This window comes from Microbacterium sp. BWT-B31 (assembly GCF_041379855.1).
Lineage (GTDB): Bacteria > Actinomycetota > Actinomycetes > Actinomycetales > Microbacteriaceae > Microbacterium.
Window position 1 is genome coordinate 34,033 of record NZ_JBFECU010000010.1, and the last position, 14,213, is coordinate 48,245.

The 14,213-nt window shown below is 67.6% G+C and carries 15 protein-coding genes and 1 pseudogene; 4 read left to right on the forward strand and 12 right to left on the reverse strand.

Going from position 1 to position 14,213, the window contains the following annotated elements:
- Positions 1–4 precede the first annotated feature (4 nt).
- Genes AB1K54_RS11480 through AB1K54_RS11500 form a run of 5 tightly spaced genes read right to left on the reverse strand, consistent with a single transcriptional unit; the run spans position 5 to position 4,955 of the window.
- Entirely contained in the window at positions 5–802 is a 798-nt protein-coding gene (locus AB1K54_RS11480; protein WP_371202885.1) for an ABC transporter ATP-binding protein, read from the reverse strand.
- Positions 799–1,641, reverse strand: a complete 843-nt coding sequence (locus tag AB1K54_RS11485; protein ID WP_371202886.1) for an ABC transporter ATP-binding protein — start codon at positions 1,639–1,641, stop codon at positions 799–801. The genes AB1K54_RS11480 and AB1K54_RS11485 overlap by 4 nt, the downstream gene beginning before the upstream one ends.
- Positions 1,638–2,492, reverse strand: a complete 855-nt coding sequence (locus tag AB1K54_RS11490) for an ABC transporter permease (RefSeq protein WP_371202887.1) — start codon at positions 2,490–2,492, stop codon at positions 1,638–1,640. The genes AB1K54_RS11485 and AB1K54_RS11490 overlap by 4 nt, the downstream gene beginning before the upstream one ends.
- Positions 2,479–3,414: an ABC transporter permease gene (locus AB1K54_RS11495; protein WP_371202888.1), complete on the reverse strand. Its 936-nt coding sequence runs from the start codon at positions 3,412–3,414 to the stop codon at positions 2,479–2,481. The genes AB1K54_RS11490 and AB1K54_RS11495 overlap by 14 nt, the downstream gene beginning before the upstream one ends.
- Before the next feature lie 11 nt (positions 3,415–3,425).
- Positions 3,426–4,955, reverse strand: coding sequence for an ABC transporter substrate-binding protein (locus AB1K54_RS11500; RefSeq protein WP_371202889.1), 1,530 nt, complete (start codon positions 4,953–4,955; stop codon positions 3,426–3,428).
- Positions 4,956–5,133: 178 nt separating this feature from the next.
- On the opposite strand from AB1K54_RS11500, the gene AB1K54_RS11505 reads away from it, so the two are divergent.
- The gene (locus AB1K54_RS11505; RefSeq protein ID WP_371202890.1) at positions 5,134–5,757 is read left to right on the forward strand and encodes a TetR family transcriptional regulator; all 624 of its coding nucleotides are present in this window, start codon (positions 5,134–5,136) and stop codon (positions 5,755–5,757) included.
- On the opposite strand, the gene AB1K54_RS11510 is transcribed toward AB1K54_RS11505, so the two are convergent.
- Positions 5,754–6,455 (reverse strand): MgtC/SapB family protein, encoded by a 702-nt coding sequence (locus tag AB1K54_RS11510; protein ID WP_371202891.1) that lies wholly within the window; start codon positions 6,453–6,455, stop codon positions 5,754–5,756. The genes AB1K54_RS11505 and AB1K54_RS11510 overlap by 4 nt on opposite strands.
- 313 nt (positions 6,456–6,768) lie before the next feature.
- Between AB1K54_RS11510 and AB1K54_RS11515 the strand changes: the two genes are divergently transcribed.
- Entirely contained in the window at positions 6,769–7,923 is a 1,155-nt protein-coding gene (locus AB1K54_RS11515; protein WP_371202892.1) for a GDSL-type esterase/lipase family protein, read from the forward strand.
- A gap of 311 nt (positions 7,924–8,234) precedes the next feature.
- Here AB1K54_RS11515 and AB1K54_RS11520 read toward each other — a convergent pair whose 3' ends face one another.
- The 4 genes from AB1K54_RS11520 to AB1K54_RS11535 are packed head-to-tail and all read right to left on the reverse strand — an operon-like array spanning position 8,235 to position 11,963.
- Entirely contained in the window at positions 8,235–9,215 is a 981-nt protein-coding gene (locus AB1K54_RS11520) for a transketolase family protein (RefSeq protein ID WP_371202893.1), read from the reverse strand.
- Positions 9,212–10,132: a transketolase gene (locus tag AB1K54_RS11525; RefSeq protein WP_371202894.1), complete on the reverse strand. Its 921-nt coding sequence runs from the start codon at positions 10,130–10,132 to the stop codon at positions 9,212–9,214. The genes AB1K54_RS11520 and AB1K54_RS11525 overlap by 4 nt, the downstream gene beginning before the upstream one ends.
- Positions 10,129–11,079: a transketolase family protein gene (locus AB1K54_RS11530; RefSeq protein WP_371202895.1), complete on the reverse strand. Its 951-nt coding sequence runs from the start codon at positions 11,077–11,079 to the stop codon at positions 10,129–10,131. Before AB1K54_RS11530 ends, AB1K54_RS11525 begins: the two co-directional genes overlap by 4 nt.
- Positions 11,076–11,963, reverse strand: a complete 888-nt coding sequence (locus tag AB1K54_RS11535; protein WP_371202896.1) for a transketolase — start codon at positions 11,961–11,963, stop codon at positions 11,076–11,078. Before AB1K54_RS11535 ends, AB1K54_RS11530 begins: the two co-directional genes overlap by 4 nt.
- A 113-nt stretch (positions 11,964–12,076) precedes the next feature.
- Here AB1K54_RS11535 and AB1K54_RS11540 point away from each other — a divergent pair, with 113 nt between their 5' ends.
- A complete protein-coding gene (locus tag AB1K54_RS11540) occupies positions 12,077–12,865 on the forward strand; it encodes an IclR family transcriptional regulator (RefSeq protein ID WP_371202897.1) in 789 nt (262 codons plus the stop codon).
- On the forward strand, positions 12,862–13,593 hold the full coding sequence (locus AB1K54_RS11545) for an IclR family transcriptional regulator (protein ID WP_371202898.1): 732 nt from the start codon (positions 12,862–12,864) through the stop codon (positions 13,591–13,593). Before AB1K54_RS11540 ends, AB1K54_RS11545 begins: the two co-directional genes overlap by 4 nt.
- On the opposite strand, the pseudogene AB1K54_RS11550 reads toward AB1K54_RS11545, so the two are convergent.
- Positions 13,514–13,792, reverse strand: a pseudogene (locus AB1K54_RS11550) (aldehyde dehydrogenase family protein); the annotation flags it as partial. The gene AB1K54_RS11545 and the pseudogene AB1K54_RS11550 overlap by 80 nt on opposite strands.
- Before the next feature lie 171 nt (positions 13,793–13,963).
- Positions 13,964–14,098, reverse strand: coding sequence for a hypothetical protein (locus AB1K54_RS11555; RefSeq protein WP_371202899.1), 135 nt, complete (start codon positions 14,096–14,098; stop codon positions 13,964–13,966).
- Positions 14,099–14,213 lie beyond the last annotated feature (115 nt).

Consider the following 14,213-nt stretch of genomic DNA (forward strand, 5'->3'; position numbering starts at 1 on the left):
TCTTTCATGCGGCCGGCGGGGATGCCTGCAAGGGGTTGTCCGACACAGAAGCAGCTGGGGCTGCCATCCTCGGCAGGCGGGGTGCGGCGTCGAGCAGCTGCCGTGTGTATTCATGCTGGGGGTCGGCGATGACCTGCTCGGTCTCACCGCTCTCGACGATGCGCCCCTCGCTCAGCACGGACACCGAGTCCGCGATCATCCGCACAACGGCGAGGTCGTGCGAGATGAACAGCATGCTCAGCCCCGCCTCCTCTCGCAGGTCGGCGAGAAGGTTCAGCACACGCGCCTGCACGGAGACATCGAGGGAGGACACCGGCTCGTCGCACAGCAGAAGTGCAGGCTCGGCGACCAGCGCCCGCGCGATCGCGACGCGCTGCGCCTGTCCGCCGGAGAGCGTCGTCGGTCGCGCATCGGCGAACCGCGTGGGGTTCAGGCCCACGCGATCGAGGAGCTCACGCGCCCGCTCACGACGCTGTCGTTTCGTGCCGATGCCGCGAATAGTCAGCGGCTCGGCGACGATATCGATCGTCGCGCGGTGCGGGGCGAGGGAGGAGATCGGGTCCTGGAAGACCATCTGCACCGGGTGCTTCGCGTCGCCGCCGACATCGATGATGTCAACGGAACCCGAACGCGGGCTCTGCAGCCCGAGGATGGTTCTGGCGAGCGTGGATTTTCCTGAGCCGGACTCGCCGACGAGCCCGACGCAGCCACGTGCGGGGACGGTCAAGGTCACTCCGTCCAGGACGATCCTGTCGCCGTATCCGACGACGAGGTCTCGGAGGCTGAGAACGTCGGCGCTCATGACAGTGCTCCTTCCGCGGAGGTGAGCAGGCGGTGCGGCCGAGGGCCGTCGAGGCGAGGGATGCTTTCGAGAAGGCCCCTCGTATACGGGTGGGACGGCGCCGAGAGCATCGTGGAGGTCGGTCCCGCCTCGACGATCTTGCCCGCGCGCATCACGATGATCTCCTCGCATCGCTCGGCAGCCACCCCCAGATCGTGGGTCACCAGCAGGAGACTGGCGCCGGTGCGCTCGCGCATCTCGTCCATGAGGTCGAGCACCCGCTTCTGAACCGTCACGTCCAGCGCGGTGGTTGGCTCGTCGCCGATGAGCAGCGCAGGCTCAGCCAGCGTCGCCGCCGAGATGCCGATGCGCTGCCGCTGCCCGCCGGAGAGCTCGTGGGGATACCGGCGAGACTCAGCGTCAGGATTGCGGAATCCGACTTTGCGCATCGCATCGACCGCCCGCGAAGCCCGACCTCGCCGTCCTCCCCCCACACCGGCGAAGGACAGCGACTCGGTGAGCTGCGTTCCGACCCGGAAGGTGGGGTTGAGCGAACGCAGCGGGTCCTGGTGGACCATGCCGACGCTGCGGGCGAGGGCTTGACGATGGTCCCGCCCTCGAAGTGAGAGTATGTCGTGCCCGTCGAGCAGGACTCGCCCGCTCACGCGCATCGATACCCCCGGGGGACGGATGCCGAGTATGGAACGGATGAGCATCGACTTGCCGGCACCCGATTCGCCGACGATGGCGAGCGACCCGCCGGCGGGAATCGCAAAGCTCACACCGTCGACCACGGTGTTCTCGAGGCCGCGACGGGTCGCGGTGGTGATGAGGTTCTCCACCTTAAGCACGGGGTTCATCGCTTGGCCTCCCGGAAGTGCTCGCCGAGGACGTTGATGGAAAGGATGGTCAGGCACAGCAGCAGTGCGGGAAACAGCGCGACCCACGGAGCATCCGCGAGCTGCGCACGTCCGTCCGCGATCAGGCTTCCCCATGACGGCTGCGGAGGGCGGAGCCCGAACCCGAGGAAACTGAGGGCTCCCTCGGCCACGATCGATGCTGCGACGGAGATCATCAGGAGCGGCGTCATACGCGGCAGCACGCTCGGCAGCACCTCTCGAGTGACGATGCGCCACCGGCTCGCGCCGAGGGTGCGTGCGACGACGACGTGGTTCTCCGTCGCGACCGACAGCGTCGATGCGCGGCTCAGACGCGCGAAGACCGGGATGGAGAACCCGGCGATCGTGAGGGCGATCGTAGGAAGGCTGGGCCCGGTGAGGGTGACGATGGTCGAGATGACGATCAGTCCCGGGAGGGCGATGGCGACGTCGGTGAGGAAGCCGATGACCCCCTCCACGACCCCCCGCATGAGACCGGCCCAGACGCCGAGAAGGATGCCGATCCCACCACCGACGACGACAGTTGCGAGCGCAACGGTCGCGCTGGCTCCTGCGCCGTGGAGCGATCGTGCCAGTACGTCTCTCCCGAGGTTGTCCGTGCCGAAGGGGTGCGCCGCGCTGGGCGGCCGGCTCAGGGCAGCGTAGTTGTTGGCGAGCGGATCTGCCCCGACCCCGAGCACGAAAGCCACGGCCGCGACGAACAGCAGGATGAGCCACCCGGCCGAGAGCACGAATCCGAGTCGGGGAACCCGCAGCGCGGCCCGGGGCGAGCCGATCGCGGCGGCGGGTGCGGCGAGGTCAGGCGTTACCACGAGAGCTCCTCGGGTCGATGCGGTTCACGGCGATATCCGCGAGGATGCCGAAGACGACGATGACGATTGCCGCGAACAGTACGAGCCCCTGGATCAGCGGAAGGTCGCGACCGCCGAGCGCGGCGATGGTCAACCTCCCGAGCCCGGGAATGGCGAACAGGCTTTCCACGAGCAGTGTTCCGCCGAGGGCGACGGCGACGTTGATGCCGACGAGAGCGGTCAGGGTCGGCGCGGCAGGGCGAAGAATGCGCCGCCACAGCAGCTGCGCATCTGTCGCCCCTCTGACCAGGGAGGCGTACGCGAACGGAGACCGCAGCGCCTCCATCGCGGACCCTCGCAACGTTCGCAGATACACCGCCGATTCCGCGATCGCGAGCGTGAGCACAGGCAGCACCATCCGGTACAGGTTGTCCAACGGGTCCTTGACGAAGGGGACGTATCCCGACGCGGGGAACCACCCGAGCTGGACGGCGAAGACGTAGATGAGCAGCACGCCGACCACGAACGACGGAATCGCGACGACGAGGAACGTCCCACCCGACACGATGCGGTCCAGGGCCCTTCCCGGGTTGCGGGCGCTGTGCAGGGCGAGGGGGATCGTCACCGCGAGGGCGATGACCTGGCTGAGGATGACGAGCTCGGCTGTGGCGGGGACACGCCCGAGGATCTCTGTCAGCACCGGCCGATCAGAGGTGAACGAGGTGCCCCAGTCTCCGGTGATGACGCCGCCCGCCCAGCCCACGAATCTGGTGAAGAAGTCCTGGTCGAGGCCCAGCGCGCTGCGCAGGGCAGCACGCTGGGCCGCAGTGGACTCCTGACCGAGGAGGATGAGCGCCGGGTCGCCGGGCAGAAGGAACGCGAGCTGGCAGGTGAGAGCGGCGATGACGATCAGAACCAGGAGCGAACGTCCCGCACGCGACAACCAGGCGAGGCTCACTTCCCGGCCCAGCCGATCTCAGCCGGGTCGATGGAGATCAGCGTGAGGCCGTTCAGGTCGCGGACCCCGACCAGATCGGACGACGCGATGTACCCGAAGTTGCTGGCCGTGATCCACAGCGCCGGGAGGTCCTCGGCCAGAATTCCGGAGACGTCCTCGAAGCCCTTCGCGCGCTCGGCGGGGTCGGTCTCTGAGGCGATGGCCGCGAGAGCGGCATCCACCGACTTGTCGCTGAAGCCGATCAGGTTGTATGGAGCGCCAGTCCCGAAGGCCAGCGCCGCGCCGGTCGCGTCGCTGAAAATCGACGTGACGGAGTCCGCCGCCTCGAACTGCTTGGAGGCCAGCACGCCGGTGAAGGACGCAGCATCGACAGGAGCGATCGTCACGTCGACGCCGACCTTGCCGAACATGTCCTTCAGTGCGGTCGCGCGCTGCAGAGCGCTGGGGAGGCTCGACACGGTGAGGGTGAAGCTGAGATCAGCGCCCTTCAGAATCTTCTCGGCGGCCTTCGGGTCGTACTTCGGGTAGTCGACCTTCGGCGTGTTCTCGCCCAGCAGGCTGTACGGGCCGTCGATGGGCTTGCCTTCGCCGAGGTTGACGACGGCATTGATGGCGTCCCGGTCGATCGCCTGCGCGAGGGCGAGGCGGATCTTCGGATCCTGGAACTTCGGCGAAGTCAGGTTCAGGAGCAGCGAGGCTACAGAGATCGATCCGGCGTGCACGGCGAGCGAGTCGTCCTCGCGGGCCTGCTTGAACTGGTTGGCAGTCTCGCTCACCATGATGTCGACGTCACCGGACTGCAGGCTCTGGAATCGTGAATCGGCGTCGGGCATCATCTTGAATGTGATGCTGTCCAGCTTCGCCGGCTCCCCCCAGTAGTTCTCGTTGCGGACGACCGTCACCGAATCGCCGGCGACGAAGTCCTTCACGACGTACGGGCCCGCGCCGAGTGGGAACCCGAACGGGTCCTTCTCGGTCGAGGTGATCATGCCGAGCGAGCGCACCAGGAGCGATCCGAAGTCCGCGTTGGGGATAGCCAGGTCGAACACCAGAGTGGTGTCGTTGACCTGCTCCATGCCGGCGATCTGACGAGCGGAGCCCGCCACGGCGGAGCCCGATGCCGGGTCGGAGAGTCGTTTGATGTGTGCCTGGATGTCTTCAGCGGTCAGCGGCGACCCGTCGGAGAACGTCAGATCATTGGGAATGACCAGTGTCCACTTCTTCGCGGTGCCATCCGAGGTCAGCGACTTGGCCACTCCCGGCGCGAAGGTGCCGCCGGGCGCGGGGAGCATCAGCGGCGGGTACAGCGCCTCTGCGAGCATCAGGTTGGGCGCGGAGGCGATCAGGCCGGCGGCGGGGTCGAGTGAAGGCAGTTCTCGGTCCAGTCCCACGACGAGTTCACCTCCCGCGGCGGGCTTGGCGGCGTTGTCGGCCGAGTCGTGCGCAGCCGGTGCGCTGCACGCCGTGAGCGTCAGCGCTCCCATGAGGGTGGCTGCGAGGAGAGCACGGGTCACTCTGCGGGGCATGGGTGTCCTTCTGATCTGGTGGCCGGGCGGCCACATCAACGACATTGTCGGCGTAGGGTGAATGACGGCACCAGTGCCACTTTCCATTCGGCGAACGCAATCTGCACAATAGTGGCACTAGTGCCACTTTCGCTACTCGGCGCATCCATGTCGATACACTTGCGAACGGGACGAGCCCATGAAGACGAACGCCAAGACGAAGAGCCGCCCCACGCGCGCCGAGCAGAAGGACCGCACGCGTGAGGAGATTCGTCGCGCCGCCCTGGATCTTTATGAGACCCGTGGGTTCGACGGGACGACGATCGATGACATCGCGGCCCTCGCCTCCGTGGGCAGGCGCACCTTCTTCCGGTACTTCCCCTGCAAGGAGGCGGTGCTGTTCGATGGCGAGGTGCTGCCGTATCTGGGAGCCGACATGGAGCCTCTGCTGGCGTCCGGCACTCCCCCGGTCCGGGCGCTTTTCCTGGTGCTCGAGAACCGCAGCACGCGGACATCGCGCACGCCTGATGCAGCCACGCTCCGAAGACGCAAGCTGAGGGCACAGTTGCTGCACGAGCCCTCGATCGCGGAGTTCTACCGCCAGCAGGTCGCGCTCGTGGCCCAGGTGGTTACCGAGACCGTTCGCCGGCATCCCGCGCATGCCGCAGTCCCTTATCTGCCGGAGCTCGTGGGCGGCCTCGTGCAGATCATGACGATCGAGCACCTCGAAAGCGGGGAGACTCTGCACCTCTCCCTGGACGCCGGCCCTTGGCGCGACGCGGTGCGCGCGCTGGAGCGCAGCTTCGACGACAAGCAGTCCTAGCTCTCTTCGGAGACGGTGCGCACCGAGGTCACGCCGGGCATGCCCATGACGCGCTCGAGCAGAGGTTCGATGGGCTTGCCCCGACCCGCGATGCGGATGCGCACCTCTACTCTCGGCTTCGCGTCCGACTTCGACACGTCACGGGAGCCTTCCAGCCTCACGTCGTAGCCAGAGGCCGCGGCCTGCTCCAGCAGGACCCGAAGGACGCCCCTGCCGTCTCGATACACCACGGCGACGATCCCCTCATCGTCATGGGCGAGCGAGACCCGGCGACCCCATATGGTGAGGACGCTCATCGCCAGCAGGTCGAGCAGGGTCGCGAAGACCGCGACCATCGGCATCCCCGCCCCGCACGCCATCCCTACGGCGGCGCTGATCCAGATCGAAGCCGCCGTGGTCAGGCCGCTGACCGAGCCGCGCTTGACGAAGATCACACCCCCGCCCAAGAAACCGATCCCGGAGACGATCTGCGCGGCGATGCGAGAAGGGTCCAGCCGGCCGTCTGCGTTCAGCGCCGGATCAAACCCGTAGGCCGACACGACCGTGAACAGCGCTGACCCCATCCCGACCAAGGCATGAGTGCGCAAGCCTGCGCTCTTCTGGCGTCGCTGCCGCTCGTAACCGATGATCGTGCACAGCACGAAGGCGAGCGCGAGCGTAGCCAACTGCGTCAAGAGCGTGGATGAGTACCACTGCATTGCCCAGTCCTTTCTGGAGCGCTGGCAGGAGCCCCCGACCTGCAGACGCCCCGAAGCACGTGAGATTCCCAATGTGCCGGCCACCCCGCTGGCACTGCGCCTCCTGGCGGTCGATCGACATGTCGCCAATGCGCATCCGCGGCGTTGAACGCAATCTGAACATTAGTGACACTAGTGCCACTTTTGCCAATCTTGACGCTAAGCTCCCGGATGGGCACCGAGAGCGGGCCTCTGTGCGCGGCCGTCACGACGACGCGGCATCGACACTCGACATCGCGGTCAAGAGGCCGCGGACGAAGAACGGACTGAGCGCGTGATCGTATCGGGAACCGACTGGGACAAGTTCATCAACGGTGCAGCCAGCCTCGAACCGCATCCGGACGGCGGCTTCGAGGTACATCGCCTGCCGACGTGGGCCCGCGCTCAGTTCCAGGACCCGCTCTTCACCCTCGTCGAGGCATGCCCGACAGGCGTGATCATCCGGCTTCGCACCGACGCGCCCTCCCTGAACCTCACGATGGGGGCGACGACCACCGCCCTCGTCGGCACGGACCCCGCGCCCGTGTCGCTCGTGGTCCGTCAGGACGGCGCCGAGAGCATCGTCACGCTCACCTCCCCGAGCATGATCTTCTTCGGCACGGACTACAGCATCGTCGACACTCGGCTCCGCGGACCGGAGACAGTTGCGATCCCGTCGCCCGGCACCGGACCCGTGGAGGTCTTCCTTCCCCACAACGCCCAGGTCCGGCTCATCTCGATGCAAGCGCAAGAGAGCATCTCTCCCGTTCGCAACGAGGGAATCCGCTGGACGCACTACGGCAGCTCGATCAGTCACGGCATGAACGCCGTCGCCCCGACGCGCACCTGGCCGATGACCGCCGCGGACCACCTGGGGTGGGAGCTGCGAAACCTGTCCTTCGGAGGAAACGCACAGCTCGACGGCTTCGTCGCGCGGATGATCAGGGACATCCCTGCAGACGTGATCACACTCAAGGTGGGAATCAACCTGATCAACGCGGACAGCATGCGTGAACGCACCTTCCGACCAGCCGTACACGCGTTCCTCGACACCATCCGTGAAGGGCAGCCGAGCACGCCGATCGTCATCATCTCCGCAGTCGCGTGCCCGATCCACGAGAACTCCCCTGGCCCCGTGACCAGAGACACGGAAGGCATGGCGCGCGCGGCGTCCAGAGCCGTCGAGCGCGACACTGGAGCGCTGACTCTCATCCGCACGCGCGAGATCCTGGCGGAGATCGTCGGCGCGCGCGCAGACGAGCACCTTCACCTCCTCGACGGGCTCGACCTTTTTGGCGAGGACGACACCACTCTTCTCTACGACCGCCTGCACCCCGACCAGGAGGGCCTCGACCTCATCGCCCGACGGTTCGCCGACAACGCGATCGCCCACGCCGAGGAATGGGGCACCCCGTCATCGAACACGCCGCGCACCGAGCGCACGGCGTGAGCCCTCTCGTCGAGGCAGGAACTGTCCGATGACAACACATCTGCAGTTTTCGTCGACCGATCTGTGGTCGGAACCATCCGCGTTGTGCGTTGTCGAAAACGAGACGACGAAAGCACCCGCGCCTCAGCTTTGACGGCGCTTCTGCAGTTCGGCGGGACGCCACCATCGCACGGCCGAGCTCGAGCGAGCGCCACTGGCGATGCGCGGCATCGGCCAGAACACCGTCGAGATCAAACAGTGTCGAGTTCGCTGCATGAGCCCTCGTCATGAGGCGACGCACCAGTTGGCACTCACCACTCACCCAGTGCCGCTCATCGAAGCACCTCCCGCGCGACACTTACGAGACCCTCCGCGTCGAGTCGGTAGTGGGCGTAGAGGTGCGTCGGTGGTGCGATGAGGCTGAACTCGTCGCGGATGCCGTGGCGTGCCAATCGGGCGCCTCCCGGGTGCTCGGCGAGGACCTCCGCGACTGCCGACCCGAGGCCGCCCAGAATGTTGTGCTCCTCGGCCGTCACGATCACCGACGTGCGCCCGGCGAGATCTTGGACGAACGCGTCGTCGAGCGGCTTGATCGTGGGCATGTCCACCACGCCGACCGAGAGGCCCTCGGCATTCAGCTGTGCGGCCGCCTCGAGGGCAGGCTGCACAAGCGTGCCGCAGGCAACGAACGTCAGGTCGGCGCCGCGGGAGTGCTCGATGGCGCGGCCGAACTCGAACTCGAGGTCGTCGGGGTACACCTGCTGATCGCGACCTCGGCTGATGCGGAAGTAGATCGGCTCCGGCCAGTCAGCCGACGCGCGGATCGCGGCGCGCAGCTGCGGCCCGTCGGCGGGCGACACGACGGTCAGCCCTGCGATCGCCCGCATCGTCGAGATGTCCTCCGTCGCGTGATGGCTCGTTCCGTAGAAGCCGAGCGAGATCCCCGTGTGATGGCCGATGAGCCGCACCGGAAGCTTCGTGTACGCGACATCCATCCGAATCTGCTCGCAACACAGAAGCCCCAGGAACGAGGCGAAGGTCGCGACGAACGGCATGACGCCCGTCGTCGCCATGCCCGCCGCGGCGGACACCATGTGCTGCTCCGAGATGCCGAACTGCACGAATCGGTCCGGATGCCGTTCCTGGAACGTCACGAGTCCGTTCGAATACTTGACGTCGGCGGTGCCAGCGACGACGGGCACGCCCGCCTTGACGAGATCGTCCAGGCCCATCGACAGGTAGTCCAGGCCCGGGTTGAGGGCGTTGAGTGCCCGATACTGCCACGATCCGGGCTCGAGCGTCATGGTGCTCATGCGCGGCGCCCCCGGATCTCGTCGATTGCCCGCTTCGCGTCGTTCGGTTCGAGATACCCCAGGTGCCATCCGGGTTCGCGTTCCATGTACGACACTCCCTTTCCCTTGCTCGTGTGGGCGATGACACAGGTCGGGATGCCGTCCGGCTCGCGCCGCTTCGCCGCCGTCAGGACGTCACGCACGGCGATGACGTCATGCCCGTCGATCCCTTCGACGCGCCAGCCGAAGGCACGCCATTTGTCAGCGAGCGGCTCGATGCCGATGACCTCGTCAACACCGCCGTCGAGCTGGAAGCCGTTGCGGTCGACGATCGCCACGAGGCGGTCGAGTCGATGGTGCGCGGCGGAGAGCGCAGCCTCCCACACCTGGCCCTCCTGCATCTCGCCGTCGCCGACCATGACGAAGACGGAGAAGTCCCTGCCGGCCATCCGGCCAGCAAGCGCCATTCCCGCCCCGTTCGAGAGGGCGTGCCCGATCGATCCTGAGCTGAAGTCGATCCCCGGGATCTTCGTCATGTCAGGATGATCGCCGAACGCGCTGCCGAGGTGCGCGTAGTCGTCGAGCGCGCTCGGCGGGTAGTAGCCGAGGTCGGCGAGCACGGGGTACAGGCCCACGGCGGCATGTCCTTTGCCCATGAGGAAGCGGTCTCGGTCGGCCCAGTCGGGCTGCGTAGGGTCGAGTGCCATGACGTCGTAGTACAGGGCCGCGAAGATCTCGGCGGCCGAGAACACCGAGCTGTAGTGGCCGACCTTCGCGATCTCGATCAGCCGGACGGTCTCGGTGCGGATGAACTCCGCCCGATCGGCGAGCAGCTCGGCGACGTCGGATGACGTGGGGCGGGCATGGTGCATGTGGTGCTTCTCTCGGTTGTTCGGCTGGAGGCGTCGGGGCGTGCACTCGACGTCTCTGATGATCACGTCACGAGTGTGGGCAGGCTGGCCTTGACCTGCTCGGCGACCCTCACCGGCGACAGCCCGTACTTGTCCAGCAGGAAGTCGTTGGGCGCCGACTCCGACCAGCGGTCGGTGAGTCCGATGCGGGTGAGTCGGGCGCCGCCGCGTTCACCGAGGACCTCGGCGACGAGGCCGCCCAGTCCGCCGATGCGGCTGTGCTCCTCGACCGTGATCACGTGCGTCTCGTCGCCGATCAACCCGGCCAGGGCGTCAGCGTCGAGGGGCTTGAGCGTCGCGAGGTGGATGACTCGCGCCTGGATGCCGTCCGCGGCCAGCAACGCGGCCGCCTCCAGCACCCGCGACGTCTGCACACCGGTCGAGATGAGAGTGGTCGAGATCGCGCCGACGCTGTCGATGTCGCGCACGAGCGCCGGTCGTCCGAGCTCGAACTCGTATCCGTCGCCGAACACGGGTGCGACGGCGTCGCGGGCGATGCGCACGTAGACAGGCCCGTCGTGTTCGGCCGCCCACCGGATGACAGCTTCGGCTTCATACTCGTCGGCCGGCGCGATGACGGTTATGTTCGGCATCGCGCGCATGATGGCGAGATCCTCGATGTCCTGGTGGGTCTTTCCGCTCGAGCCGTTCAGCAGGCCGCTGTAGGCGGCGGCGATGCGCACCGGCGCCTTCGTCTGCGAGACCAGCATGCGAATCTGGTCGAGGGCACGATTGGTCAGGAAGACCCCGAAGGTCGACAGCCACGGGCGGTAGCCGAGCGTGGACATCCCGAAGGCCATGCCGACGAGGTTCTGCTCGGCGATGCCCACCTGGATGAACGCGTCGGGATTGCGCTCCGCGACGATGTCGGCGCGGGTGGAGGTGGCGAGATCGCCGTCGAGGACCACGACTCGCTTGTCTGTCTCCGAGAGCCGGGCGAGCGTCTCGCCCCATACGACGCGCTGAGTCTTCATCGGTTCGCCTCCTTGTCGGAGAGCTCGCCGCGGGCGATCTCAAGCTGTTCGGGTGTGGCGACCCCGTTGTGCCACTTGTAGACGCCGCGGGTGAACGAGATGCCGTTCCCCTTGGTCGTGCGCGCGACGATCACCGAGGGCTTTCCGCTGACCCCGCGCTGAGCGTCCGCCGCTGCGTACGCGTGGAGGATCGCGTCGAAGTCGTGTCCGTCGATCTCGGCCGCATCCCAACCGAACCCGCGGAACACGGCGAGCAGGTCGACGTGCCCCATGGGCTCGCTCCGGTCGAACCGATCGGTCTCCGCAGCGGGCCAGCCGTACTGCTGCAGACCGTTGAGGTCGACGATGAGCGTGAGGTTGTCGAGGCCGAAGCGGGGGGCCGAGATCACCGTCTCCCAGATCATCCCCTCCTCGATCTCGCCGTCGCCGACCATGACCCACGTGTGAAAGTCCTTGCCGAGGCGCTTGGCGGCCAGAGCCATTCCCGCGCCCGAGGCCAGCCCTTGCCCCAGCGACCCGGTGGACGAGTCCACCCCCGGCGTGAGCAGCATGTCGGGGTGCCCTTGAAGACGCGAGTCGCCGTGGTCAAAGGTGAGCAGCTCCTCTTCCGGAAAGAAGCCGCGCAGCGCGAGTACGGAGTACAGCCCGATGGCCGAGTGCCCCTTGGAGAGGATGAACCGGTCGCGATCGGGGTCGTCCGGAGTGGCGGGGTCGATGCGCAGCTGGCGGAAGTACAGGCCGACGAGAAGGTCGGTCGCCGACAGTGGGCCGCCGATGTGACCGGCCTTGCTCGAGGCGACGGTGTTGATGATGTGCCAGCGCGCCCGGCGCGCCAGCTTCTGCAGCGTGGTGTCCTCGACAACGAGGCCTCCGACAGTCGACATTGCACATTCCCTTGCTCGGCGTGAGCGTCAATCTACTACACAGTAGACAGTTCGTCCATATGGTAGTAATGTTTTACTTGACGTAGGGGTGTCCGACAAGTGAGAATTCGGGGATGAGCGCGGACCGCGACAGCGCCGGGATGGCGATCCTCGAGAAGAGCGGATCGGTGATCGCCGCGCTCGAGCGCCTCGGCGAGGCATCGGTCGTGGAGCTCGCAGGTGACGTCGACGAACCCGTCAGCTCCACCTACCGGCTGCTCGGAGCCCTCACCGACATCGGCTGGGTGGATCGTGGGACGCGCCGCGGCACGTTTCGGCTCGGGGTGAAGCTCGTCCGCGTCGGCAGCCTGCTCGAAGACCAGCTGAGCGTGCGCGACGCGAGCAAGCCAGGGCTGCGCCGACTGCGCAGCGCGACTGGCGCGACGGCCTTCCTCTGCTTTGCGCGCGGGGACGCGGCGGTGTGCGTGGAGCGGCTCGACGGGCGCGACGTGCACTCTCTCGCGATGCGATTGGGCGACTCCCTCCCCCTGTACCGAGGCGCCGCTCCGCTGGCGATCTTCTCGCACCTCCCCGAAAGTGAGCGGGATGCTGTGCTCGAGCGGTTCGCGCAACGTCGAGAGTCAGGCGAGGACATTCCGAGCGAAGCGGCGCTGCGCCGGCGCCTCACCGCGATCAGGAAGGCTGGCTACTCGGTGTCGGACGAGGACGTGACCCCGGGCATCGCCGCCGTCGGTGCCCCCGTGTTCAATCACCGCGGGGAACTGGAGGGCGCCATCTCGGTCAGCGGGCTGCGTGGACAGATCCTGTCTTCCGAACTCGACGTGCCCGCGCTCGTGCTGGGGGCGGCGCAGGACGCGAGCCGGGCGCTCGGCTGCGAGTCGCTCACCCAGGCCCGCTCATGAAGGTTCTCGAGAAGGCGTCGGAGGTCATCGACGTGCTGAGCAAAGAGGGCCCGCTCACCCCGGCCGACATCGCCGAGCGCATCGGCGTGCCGCGGCCGAGCGTCTATCGGCTGCTCGACGGATTGCACGCCATCGGACTCACCGAGCCGCTGCCGGACTCCACCGCGGGGCTGAGCCTGCGGTGGCTGCATCTGGCCGACACGGCGCGCGAGGCGATGAGCGAGTGGGCGGATGCGGGCGAGGTGCTCGCCGATCTGGTCGACCGCACCGGGCAAACGACGTACCTGTCGGTGCTCCGCAACAACGAGGCCGTGTGCGTGGAGTGGGCGCAGGGCCGCGCCATCGGCGTGCTGCTCCTCAAGCCCGGCCGCAGCCTGCCGTTGCACGCCGGGGCCGCGGGCCGCGCGCTGCTCGCGTTCGCGGCCGACGTGGACAGCTATCTCGCGACCTCGGTCAGACATCGCTACACGGCGCGCACCCTCGTCGACGACCAGACGATCCGCGACGACGCCGAGGCCACACGCGCGCGCGGCTATGCGATCTCGGACGGCGACGTCACCGAAGGGATCGGCGCCCTCGGCGCGCCTGTGCGGTCAGCGACGGGCGCTGTGCTCGGAGTCGTCTCGATCGCCGGTCTCGCAGACGAACTCACGAATCAGCGCCAGGAGCTGTCCCGCGACCTGCTCGCCGCCGCGGCGAGGCTCGCGCCCGCGGCGACGCGAGCCTGAGGCCGCCGATGCCTGCCGCGGCGCCCGGCGCCACGGCGGTGGACACCAGCTCGTGAATGTCGTCACGTGCGCGCTCGTTGATGAACGGACCGAGTTGCACGCCGGGCGCCAGCCCGTTGCCCGTCTTCAGACTCCCCCTTCTCGCGGCGAGCGCCTCGCTGAAGCGCTCGGCGACGCCCTCCTGGACGTAGAAGCGGTTGGAGGCGGTGCAGGCCTAGGCTTGAGGATCACGGCGCATCCCGCCGCGTGCGTCCGAGAGCACTCTGCCGTTCTCTGCCGTGATCAGCGTGGCGAGATCGCCCGCGGCCCCGATCATGAGGTCGAAGGCGCGGGAGAGGTTGATCGAACGCTGCCGTGGCGGCGTGGCCGCCTACCCGGCGGCCGCCGCGTCGGCCGCATCAACGGCGGCGATCGCGTCGTCGACGCCCGCGCTCGCGACACCCGCCAGCGTGTGCAGCGTCGACGGGTCGATGACCGGGAAGGTCGAGCCGTCAAGATGCCGCACGCGCCTGACCACCGATGATGAGCCCGATGGGGACGTCGGCGAGAATGCGGGCGAGCGCGTCAGCGGGGCTGGTCACCAGGGTTCCTCGCGCGGGGCGAGTCGGGGCGTCATAGAG